This window comes from Thermoflexus sp. (assembly GCF_025055495.1).
Taxonomy (GTDB): Bacteria; Chloroflexota; Anaerolineae; order Thermoflexales; family Thermoflexaceae; genus Thermoflexus.
This window is the reverse complement of the sequence record NZ_JANWXB010000406.1, coordinates 1-10,846: the sequence shown is the minus strand read 5'-3', so window position 1 is coordinate 10,846 and position 10,846 is coordinate 1. Positions and strand designations below refer to the sequence as shown.

At 59.1% G+C, this 10,846-nt stretch carries 8 protein-coding genes; all 8 read left to right on the top strand.

Translation table 11 applies throughout. From position 1 onward, the window contains the following. Window positions 1-82 precede the first annotated feature (82 nt). Window positions 83-1,066 carry a response regulator gene (locus NZM16_RS13230; protein ID WP_295480814.1) on the top strand — a complete coding sequence of 328 codons (984 nt, stop codon included), beginning with the start codon at window positions 83-85 and terminating at the stop codon, window positions 1,064-1,066. Continuing rightward, window positions 1,063-2,076, top strand: a complete 1,014-nt coding sequence (locus tag NZM16_RS13225) for a BMP family ABC transporter substrate-binding protein (protein ID WP_295480812.1) — start codon at window positions 1,063-1,065, stop codon at window positions 2,074-2,076. The genes NZM16_RS13230 and NZM16_RS13225 overlap by 4 nt, the downstream gene beginning before the upstream one ends. Window positions 2,077-2,392: 316 nt before the next feature. Further along, window positions 2,393-4,774 (top strand): endopeptidase La, encoded by a 2,382-nt coding sequence (gene lon, locus NZM16_RS13220; RefSeq protein ID WP_367281034.1) that lies wholly within the window; start codon window positions 2,393-2,395, stop codon window positions 4,772-4,774. A gap of 123 nt (window positions 4,775-4,897) precedes the next feature. Next, window positions 4,898-6,097, top strand: coding sequence for a class I SAM-dependent methyltransferase (locus tag NZM16_RS13215; protein WP_295480808.1), 1,200 nt, complete (start codon window positions 4,898-4,900; stop codon window positions 6,095-6,097). A gap of 508 nt (window positions 6,098-6,605) precedes the next feature. After that, the gene (locus tag NZM16_RS13210; RefSeq protein WP_295480806.1) at window positions 6,606-7,289 is read left to right on the top strand and encodes a glycosyltransferase family 4 protein; all 684 of its coding nucleotides are present in this window, start codon (window positions 6,606-6,608) and stop codon (window positions 7,287-7,289) included. After that, window positions 7,286-8,560, top strand: a complete 1,275-nt coding sequence (locus NZM16_RS13205; RefSeq protein ID WP_295480804.1) for a glycosyltransferase family 4 protein — start codon at window positions 7,286-7,288, stop codon at window positions 8,558-8,560. Before NZM16_RS13210 ends, NZM16_RS13205 begins: the two co-directional genes overlap by 4 nt. Continuing rightward, the gene (locus tag NZM16_RS13200) at window positions 8,535-9,809 is read left to right on the top strand and encodes a glycosyltransferase family 4 protein (RefSeq protein WP_295480802.1); all 1,275 of its coding nucleotides are present in this window, start codon (window positions 8,535-8,537) and stop codon (window positions 9,807-9,809) included. Before NZM16_RS13205 ends, NZM16_RS13200 begins: the two co-directional genes overlap by 26 nt. A gap of 168 nt (window positions 9,810-9,977) precedes the next feature. Continuing rightward, a partial coding sequence (locus NZM16_RS13195; protein WP_295480800.1) for a phospholipid carrier-dependent glycosyltransferase occupies window positions 9,978-10,846 on the top strand: 869 nt, incomplete at its 3' end.

Genomic DNA, 10,846 nt, shown 5'->3' with positions numbered 1-10,846 from the left:
GAAGCAGCGTGGGGGATAGAGGGGAGAGGCAAGTCCTGAACCCTCAGCAGGGATCGTTCAGAGGGCAATAGGGTGAGGGCCAATGGCGAAGTCCCCATGTGTGCTGATCGTGGATGATTCCATCGACGTGTTGCAGACCCTGGGCGACATCCTCGGGGTGGCGGGTTATACGGTGCGCACGGCCCCCAGCGCCGAACGGGCGTTGCAGATCCTAGAGAACGTGGAGATCGACCTGGTGATCACTGACCTCCGGATGGGCGGAATGGGAGGGATGAGCCTGATCCGCCGCCTCCGGGAATCCTGGCCCGGGATTCCCGTGGTTGCCCTCAGCGGCTTCGCTGATGCCGCCACGGTGGCCCAGGCCTTCCGGGAAGGGGCCGTCGATTTCCTCATCAAGCCCTTCACCGCTGGGGAGGTCCTGGAGGCGGTATCCCGCGCCCTCGCTCCGCGCGCTGCGACAGGAGTTCAGACCGCGGGTGGGATTTCCACGCCGGATCTGCCCTCTACCCTAACGCCGATCCAGCGCGCACAGGCGGAGGAGATCCTGCGCGGATTGCATGGCCGGCTGGGCGCGGAGCTGGTGGTGCTGGTGGGGACGAGGGGGGAATTGCTGGCCACCCAGGGGCTGTTGTCGGATTCCGCCGCCCGGGCGGTGGCGCAGGGGATCGCCCAGATCGGCGCCCTCCAGGAGCCGCTGGCGGCCGCTCTGGGCGAGCCGGCCTTTGCTACCCAGACCTGGGAAGGGGAGGGGCGCGTGCTGTATGTGGTCCGTCTGGAGGATGGTGGGTTCTTGGCTGCCCTCGTCCCGCGCGCCATCAAGCCCGGCATGGCCTGGCTGGAGCTCCGGGAGGCCCGGACCCGATTGCAGGCCTTGCGGGGAGAGCCTTCAGAAACTTCCGCCGTAGCTTCTGAGCCCTCAACGCTGGAGAGCGTGCCTGAAATCTTCTCTCAGGAATGGGAGATCGGCCCTGTGAGTTCGCCTGAAGGGGAACTGCTGAGCTATGAGGAAGCCCGATCCCGGGGCCTGATCCCGGATCTGGGGGAGGAGCTGGAAAGCGAGGGATGAAGGCGGGGTTTCGGATCGGGATCCTGACGGTTCTTCTCTTCTCCGGTTGCGCCGGTCGGGAGACGGCGCGCCAGCCTCCGCTATCCTCTGTGGTCCTTCTCATCGAGGGGGTGGAAGGCGATCGGGGCCCCTTCGATTTCGCGGCGGCGGGCGTCGGGGCTTTCCAGCGCAGCGAGGGCGTGAGGGTTCCCCTCCTGGCGTTGGGGGAAGATCCCCTCGCCTGGGAGCGGATGATCCGCGAAGCCGCGCGGGAGCCGGCCTATCGGCTTTTCATCGTCGGGATGGAAGGCCCGGCCCGCCTGGGGCTGGAGCAGGCGCGCATCTTCCCCGGCAAGCAGTTTGTTCTCCTCGGCCTGAATGATCGAACCGTGATCCCTCCCAATGTGTTCATCCTCTCCTTCAATGAGTGGGAAGCCGGATGGTTGGCCGGGTATATCGCGGGCCATCTCGCCGGGCAGGACGAAGCGGAGGGGAGGATCGGCCGGCGGATCGGCGCGCTGATCGGCCCAGGGCCTTCGGCCGCCCTGGAAGGCTATCGTTGTGGAGCGCGCGCAGCCGGGGTGCGCCCGGAGGACCTCCTCGTCGAAGAGGTCGGCTCGACTTCAGATCCGGTGGCAGGGTTCGAGGCGGCCCTTCGCCTCTATCAGGAGGGAGCGGAGATCCTCCTGGGGCTGGCGGGGGGAAGCAGCGCCGGCCTCTTTGAGGCCGCAGCGGCGGCGCGGCGCTATGCCATCGGGTTCGGGGTCGATTGGGGGGACCGATATACGGCCATGCGGTCCCCTGTCGCGGAAGCCCTGCTGGGCTCCGTCACCCCGGCCATCGACGAAGCCGTTCGCCGGGCGCTCCGGCAGAGCCGCCGGGGGATGTTGCCTGCTGGAACCCATCTGGTCATGGGCCTGTCGAACGGAGGGTTCGTCTGGCGGGGAAGTCCAGCCTTCTTCCGGATTGCGCCGACCTGGCTCCAGCACCAGATCCGAAACCGCACCCTCCACCCCGAGCCTTGCGAATGATCCTCCCCCCTCGCGACCCTCTTTCGCCACCGGGGCCTCTTCTGACGCGCCGGAGCGGCACCCGGAGGGCCGCCCGCTGAAATCTGAAACCGGGGACGCATCGATGCGGTGCGCCTGGGGGGTTTGGATTGGATGGGGCGAGGGGAGCGTTTTGCGGCCGAGGAGAAGGCGGGCGCTCCACTTCGACGGGCCTGGCTGGATCCTCCCTCTTCGTGTTAGAATCCTTCACTAAGGAAGCATGGCCCTCAGGGCGTTTTGTAGATTTTCCTCAGGAGATACCGTGGAGCGGATCATTGAAGAGCCGTTAGATCGAACGATGGAAGGGGAGGAGACGCTGGAGGCGGCGATCCTCCCCCTGCGGGATGTGGTGATCTTTCCCCGCATGGCGACCCCCATCCTGGTGGGCCGCGATAAATCCATGCGGGCGGTCGAGGCCGCCGTCCATCGGGAGGAGCCCCTGGTGGCCCTCACCCAACGGGATGAGAACATCGAGGATCCTACCCCCGAGGACCTCTATACGGTGGGGACGCTGGTTTCGGTGGCCCGGATCCTGCGCATGCCGGACGGCACCACCAGCGTGCTGGTCCAGGGGCAGCAGCGGGTCCAGGTGCTGGAGTTCATTCAACAGGAGCCCTACCTTCGGGCGGTGGTCCGGCCGATCGTGGAGCGGACCGACCGGCCGCCAGCGACCGAAGCTCTGATGCGGGCGGTCCTCTCCCAGTTCGAGCGGGTGGTGCAGCTCGACCGCGCCGTCCCGGAGGACGCCTATGTGTTCGCGATGAACATCGACGAGCCGGGCTGGCTGGCCGACCTCATCGCCAGCACCCTGAACCTGAAGACCGCCGAGCGACAGGAGCTCCTCGAGATCTTCGAGCCCTCCGCCCGGCTCCTGCGCCTCTCGATTTTGCTCGCCCGGCTGCTGGACGTGCTGGAGCTGGAGAACAAGATCCAGGCCCAGGTCCAGCAGGAGGTGGACCGGACCCAGCGGGAGTTCTACCTGCGGGAGCAGATGAAGGCCATCCAGCATGAGCTGGGCGAGGTCGATGTTTACATGCAGGAGATCCACGAACTTCGGGAGCGCATGGAGGCCAAGAACCTCCCGGAGGAGGTGCGGGCCCGGGCCGAGAAGGAGCTCAATCGCCTCGCCCAGATGCCGCCCCTCTCTCCCGAGGTCAGCATCATCCGCACCTACATCGACTGGATCCTGGAGCTCCCGTGGACGGAGGAGACAGAGGACAACCTGGACATCGCCCACGCGGCGGAGGTGCTGGAGCGCTATCACTACGGGCTGAAGAAGGCCAAGGAACGGATCCTGGAGTTCCTGGCCGTCCGCAAACTGGCGGGGGAGCGCAGCCGCAGCCCGATCCTGTGCTTTGTGGGCCCTCCGGGCACGGGGAAGACCTCCCTGGGGAAGGCCATCGCCGAGGCCCTGGGCCGGCGGTTCGTTCGCATCTCTCTGGGCGGCATCCATGATGAAGCGGAGATCCGGGGGCACCGGCGCACCTACATCGGGGCGCTGCCCGGGCGGATCCTCCAGGGCATGGCTCGGGCGGGGACCATCAACCCAGTCTTCATGCTGGATGAGATCGACAAGATCGGAGTGGACTTCCGGGGGGATCCGGCGGCGGCGCTCTTAGAGGTGCTGGACCCCGAGCAGAACCACGCGTTCTCCGATCACTATCTGGAGATCCCGTATAACCTCTCGAAGGTCCTCTTCATCACCACGGCCAACATCCTGGACACCGTGCCGCCGGCGCTGCGGGACCGGCTGGAGGTGATCGAGTTCCCGGGCTACACCGAGGGGGAGAAGGTGCAGATCGCCCGGCGGTTCCTGATCCCCCGTCAGATCGAGGAGAACGGGCTGCAGAACATCCCGTTGAAGTTCACCGACGCCGCCCTGCGGCGGATCATCCGGGAGTATACCTCGGAAGCGGGGGTGCGGAACCTGGAGCGGGAGATCGCGGCCATCTGTCGCAAGACCGCGCGGCTGGCGGCGGAGGGGAAGCCGTATCGGCGGGTGATCGTCCCGGCAGCTCTGGAGCGCTACCTGGGCCCGCCGCGTTATGATTACGGCCGGGCGGAGGAGACCGATCAGGTGGGGGTGGCCATGGCCCTGGCCTGGACGGAGGCGGGGGGCGAGGTGATGCCGGTGGAGGTGACTTTGATGGAAGGAAAGGGGATATTGCTGCTGACTGGGCAGTTGGGGGAAGTGATGCAGGAATCCGCCCAGGCGGCGATGAGCTATTTGCGCTCCCGGGCGCGGGACTTCGGGATCCGGCCGAAGCGCTTCGAGAAGACCGACGTGCACATCCATGTCCCGGAGGGGGCCATTCCGAAGGATGGGCCGTCGGCGGGCATCACCATCGCCACCGCCCTGGTGTCGGCCTTCACGGGGATCCCGGTGCGGCGGGACACGGCGATGACGGGGGAGATCACCCTGCGGGGGCGGGTGTTGCCGATTGGGGGGCTGAAGGAGAAGATCCTGGCTGCCCATCGGGCGGGCATCCAGCGGGTGATCCTGCCGAAGAAAAATCAGCGGGACCTGGCCGATCTGCCCCGGCGGGAGATCCGGGGGATGACGCTGATTTTCGTCGAGACAATGGAGGAGGTGTTGGGAGCGGCCCTGGTGCAACCGTTGCGGACGCGGAAGGCGGTTCGGCCTCGAGAGGGAGGGGCGAGGAGGCGGAAATCGTCCTGAGAGGCGGCCTTCGCAGTACCTAAAGTCCCTGGGTTCCTCTGAGAGCATTGTGCATAAAAAGGGTTCTCATAATCGGTCATGAACGCAAGCTCAAAGCGCGTGGGCTGATCCAGGATTGCGGTATTGGAGAAACGATTGCAGCCCGAAGGTGGACCGAATCCTTCTTCACGCAAGGGAGGGGGAGAAGGTGTAACTTCTGCTACAATCAGATTTTTGGACAAGCTCGCTGGTTCTCTATCCAGGACGCTCAAGGATGAGCGGGGCTGCTCTGATACAGGAGGAATACAGATGGAGTCCAGTTTTAATTCCCAATTTGATGTGGAAGGACAATTTTATGAGTTTGTTTACCGCGCCGGGGAGGCAAGTCCAGAGTGGAATCGGCGCGTTCTTGGGTTCTACATCCCGTTCTTTTCAAATTGTCACCGAGTGCTGGATGTGGGCTGCGGTCAAGGAGAGTTTCTGGAGCTGTTGCGGGAGAGAGGGATTTCTGGAATCGGCATCGACATTGACGCGGAGATGATCCGGATCTGTCGATCGAAAGGATTGAATGTCGCCCAAGCGGATTTATTTGAATACTTAGCTGGTCATGAATCTGACTTTGATGGCGTTTTTTGCAGCAATGTGATTGAGCACATGGGCGCCGACAAAGTCTTACGATTTTTCCAGCTGGTCTATCAGGCGCTTCGTCCTAATGGGATCTTCCTGGTCGCTACACCGAATCCGGAGAGCCTGATCGTTCATCTCTATGAGTTCTGGCGAGATCCCACCCATGTGCGCCTGTATAGCCGTTCGTTATTGGAATTTATGATGGAATATGCGGGCTTTCGAAACATTAATAGCGGTGAAAATCCAGAGACCCAATGGCTTCCCCAGGGGGTTCAGGATTTACCTCCGAACTCACATCCGGAGGCGATAGAGAGGATGAACGCTGTTGCTGAGCAATGGAATCATTGTCGGAATGATTGGGGAATTGGACGAAGTCCGGTGAATTCTAATGCCCAGAATACATCCTTTTTCATTCGAAGCTATTGGGATCGTTCGATCGATCTGTTTGAGATCCCGGATCTCCCCGGAAATCGTGGGCCGATCGGCCGATGGCTGTTTTCTATACGTCGTCGAATCGCTCGTTTTATCGTGAAGAATGTTTTGTTCGAGGAGTGGGTGATAATTAATCAGCTGCAGCTTGATGTGCATGAAGCGATCAATCGGCTGAATCGGGCGATCGGTCAGCTGCAGCTTGATGTGCATCAGTTAATAGGTCTGACAAAGCCTCGGGAGATCTATGCGTTGGGAGTGAAAATAGATGATGTTGTGCAGACATAAAATTGCTTTTTTTACTCCTTACCTTCCTTATCCGCCGAATACGGGCGGCAAAATTCGCAGCTTCTATCTCCTTAGGTCTCTTGCAGGGCATTTTCAAGTAGATGTATATACTACCTCTCGCGAGCTTTATAATCTAGAGTCGAAGATCGTTATTCAGCAGATGGTTCGGAAGCTACGGGTGTTTGAACTCCCTACGCCCCAGCGACTGCGGAGCTTTCTAAAAATGATGCTGAATCCCTGGCCACGTCTCGTCGATTATTTTCAAGATCCCCGGTCCCTATTACAAGCGTGGGTGGAGATACGCAGAGAGAACTATAACTTATTGATTGCAGATGAACTTTGTATGACACCCTACGTCGAGTTACATCCAGATCTGCCCCGTATTTCACTTCGACAGAAAATTGACTCCCTTCACGCTGCTGAGGTGGCTGCTGCCCTTCCATGGGGCATTGAAAAATTCCTCTGGCATATCGAAGCTATCAAGCTGCGCCGTTACGAGCGCCAAAAAATGCCGATCTATCAGGCCTGTGTAGTATGCTCGAACGCGGATGCTGCATTCGTTCGTCGGGATGCTCCTGAATTGATCCTCCGAGTGATCCCGAATGGAGTAGATCTGGACCATTTCCGTCTCTCGGGTTTGCCTCGAAGAGATCCTCCGGTTCTGCTGTTCGTGGGCACTATGCATTATTACCCAAATATTGACGCGGTTCGCTATTTTTTTGCGGAGATTTATCCCTTAATTCGTCAGGCCAGGCCGGATGTTCGAGTTCAGATTGTGGGGCATCGACCTCCACCTGAAATCCAGCGACTGGCGGAGCTCCCCGGCGTAGAGGTAACGGGCAGCGTGCCTGACGTGCGGGCCTATTACGAGCAGGCGGCGGTGTTCATCGTTCCCCTCCGTCTGGGTGGGGGAACCCGATTGAAGATCGTGGAGGCCATGGCGATGGGGTTGCCCGTCGTTTCCACTTCGGTGGGGGCCGAGGGGCTGGATGTTCGATCCGGCGAGAACATCTTCATCGCTGATGATCCTCGTTCATTCGCGGATGGTGTGCTCCGCATACTTTCGGATCCCGCGATGTGGCAGCGCCTGTCCGAAGAGGGCCGGAGGCTGGCCCGTCGATACGACTGGAGAGAGCTGACAGAGCCCTTCATCGCCCTGGTGGAGCAAGTGATTCAGGAGCGAAGCCGATGAAAATGAAACGAATTGTGCGCTTGGTTAACCTGTATCCGCCCTATATTGTCGGTGGGAACGAGATGCTAACCCATGATATCGAAGAGGCTCTCCGGGCGCGAGGGTATGAGGTCCATGCCATTACCGCCAGAGGCCGAAAGCTGGATGGCCTGCCGTTCGTTCACCAGGCCTTTCATTACAGCTTGGATGAACGGGACGCCATCTTCTTAGGCGGTCGATCCCTGACGCTGCTGGAATTATTTCGGCATCATGTGTTTGCTCCAAGCACATATCGAAATGTGCGACGCCTGGTGAGGCGTCTGCGGCCGGATCTGATCTTGGTGGACAATCTCTACATGGCCTCGGCTGCGCCGCTTCTGGCCGTCCGAGATGCGCCGTGTCCGGTGATCGCTCAGGTCGCCGATCGATGGCTGCTTTTCATTCTTCGGGACTGGGGCTTGGTGTTGCGGCCTCAAACGCTGATGGGGCGCCTGTTTGTGAACGCCGTCCGGGCGGTGATCCAGCGCCCCATTGCTCGTCGGGTCCGAATAGATGGGATCGTGACGGTCTCCAATTTCATCCGGGATCTCTACATCCGCTCGGGATTCCCACCCGAGATCATAGAGACGCATTATCTGGGGATTAACACCCACGTCTTTCGGCCCGGGCCCGAGCATCCTCTGGGTGATCCGGTCCGGTTGCTCTTTGCGGGCTCCCTCTGGGAAGGGAAGGGCCCTCAGGTGGCGATCCGTGCCCTGCGGATCCTTTCCAGGATGGAGGGTATGCCCCGGTTCCGCCTGGATCTCTTCGGCGATGGGGCAGAGGGCTTCAAGCAGTATTTGCGCCGGCTGATCCGGGATGAAGGCGTGGAGGATCAGGTTGTGTTCCATGGATTCGTTCCGTGGCCGGAACTGGTTCGCGCGATGCACGAGGCGGATATCTTTGTGTTCCCCTCCGTCTGGGAGGAGCCCTTTGCCATCACGCCCTTGCAGGCAATGGGATGCGGACTTCCGGTCATCGCAACGACCACTGGAGGAACTCCGGAAGGCTTCAGGGATGGGGAGACTGCCCTGTTGATCCCCCCCAACGATCCGGCGGCCCTGGCGACCGCGATCGTCCGCTTGGTGCAGGATCCGGAGCTGCGCCAGCGCCTGCGGGAGAACGGCATCCGTGAGGCCTATACCCGATGGCGCTTTGAGGCCTACGTCGATCGACTGGTGGATTTCTATCAGCGCGTCTTTGAGCGCTGGTGGCGGGAGCATACCCATGCGGATTGCGCTGATCGTGCATAAGTTCCCTCCAGCCAGCACAGGGGGAACGGAAATTTACACACTGAATCTCGCGCGGGGGCTGGCCGCTCAAGGGCATGCGGTATTTGTCTTTTACCGGGATGATCGAGCCAGCGCCCTGGGATCTGCCGAGGCCTGGGAGGAACGAGAGGGATTCCGAGCATTCCGGATCTCGCGGCCTGTCCATCGCTTCTCCTCTTCAGCGATCGCGCGCTTCATGGACACGTTCTGGAATCCGGATGTGGAGGAGAAATTCGCCCGATTTCTGGACGAGACACAGCCTCACATCGTTCATGTTCAGCATCTGATGACTCTTTCCTTTAGATTGATTGCTCAGGCGAAGCGCCGGGGAATGCCTGTCGTGCTCACCCTCCATGATTACTGGTTTCTGTGCGGAAACGCCCAGCTGATCTGGCCGGACGGTCGGGTTTGCCGGGGGAAAGCGATGGGCCTAAACTGCGGCCGTTGCGCGCTGGCGAATCAGTTCCATCCCCTGCTGGCCATCGGGTTCCGGCCCGCTGCGGCGGTCCTGATGCAAATCCGGGACCACCTGGTCTGGCGGGCAATGCTTCAGGCCGATCGATGGATCGCTCCTTCGCAGTTCCTGATCCAGAAATATGTCCAGGCCGGTCTGCCGCGGGAACGCGTTCTGTATCTGGAGAATGGGATCGATCTTCAGCGCATCCGGCGCTATGCTTGGCGGCCCTCTCCCGATGGCCGCGTTCGCTTTACGTATCTGGGAGCGCTGGCCTGGCAGAAGGGCGTTCACGTTGCGGTTGAGGCCTTTCGGGGCCTGCCGGCCGATCGCGCGGTCCTGCGAATTTATGGAGATCCTCATCGCTTCCCGGACTACGTGGAACGGCTGCGCCGGCTGGCCGACCCTGCCACCACTTCTTTTGAGGGGCCTGTGTCTAACGATGAGGTGGGGCGCGTGCTGGCGGAGACGGACGTGCTCCTGGTGCCTTCTCTGTGGTATGAAAACTCCCCGGTGGTCATTCAGGAGGCCCTTGCTGCGGGCGTGCCGGTGATCGCTTCGGATCTCGGGGCGCTGGCCGAGAAGATCCGCCCAGGAGTCAACGGCTGGCTCTGTCCTCCGGGGAATGTATTGGCCTGGCGATCCTGCATCTGGGAGCTTCTGAACCATGGATTGCCGCGTGAGAAGTTGCGGATGCATGAGGCGAATCCGTTGTCGCTGGAGGAACATATATTCCAAATATATGGAATTTACCGATCTGTATTTAAGGGTTTGTGATGTTCGAAAGATATTACAAAATATTGTGACCTTTTACATATACAGTAGGCTCAAAAGTGGCTGATCTCACATGAAGGTTCGTGAGTGCTGGAAGAGCCCGAACATGTCTTAAACTTGCTCTTCTTTTTGGATTATCAAATCATATATCTTTGATAGATGGAGGGACAGATGGAAAAGTCTGACTATCGGATTGCATTATTCCTGTTTGGTCTTTTTACTGCCATATATTGGGCGACATTTGGTGGTCACACTTACTCTCCTGATGAAGAGATGATTTATTATGTGACAGAGGGAATAATTGAACGGGGATCTCTTGCTGTGCCAGCTAAGACAGAGACCAGTTCGATTTCCACGGGGGCCAGGGGTGCTGATGGCAAGAATTACGCTATTACTGGAATTTTGCAGTCTTTACTAGCTATTCCATTTTATTTAATTGGGCGCATCGTAGCCGATATCTTTCCGGCTGGATTTCAAGCTTACTGGACCAGATTCTTTGTGAACTCTCTAAATGGTCTAGTCGGAGGTGCGATAGTCGGGCTATTATATCTATCTGGACGCTGGTTAGGATACCAGCATTTAACCTCATTATTTTTATCGATAAGTATTGGATTATCGACTTTTATACATATATATTCGAGAACTTTTTTTAGTGAACCACTGGTTACACTCTGGTTATTATTGAGTATATATGCGGCTTTCTCTTACCGGCGCTCTTCTCGGCCAGGGTGGGGAGTTATTTTAGGATTAGCGCTTGGATTGGCTGTGGCCACGAAACCTCAGGCATCGATTGCTGGTATCTCTTTTGTTATATATTTGATCATCGTTTCTATAAAAGATTATTCTGAATGGAAATATCGTCTGGTTTGGCTGAGGAATATTACCCTATATAGTATCATTGGGGCGGCTGTTCCAATAGTTCTGGTATTATTGTATAACTATATTCGCTTTAGGAATCCTTTTGAGACCGGATATACGGCAATTCTTCCATTAAGTTACTTTCGAGGCGCTGGGCTTGAGGCTATTTATGGCTTTTTATT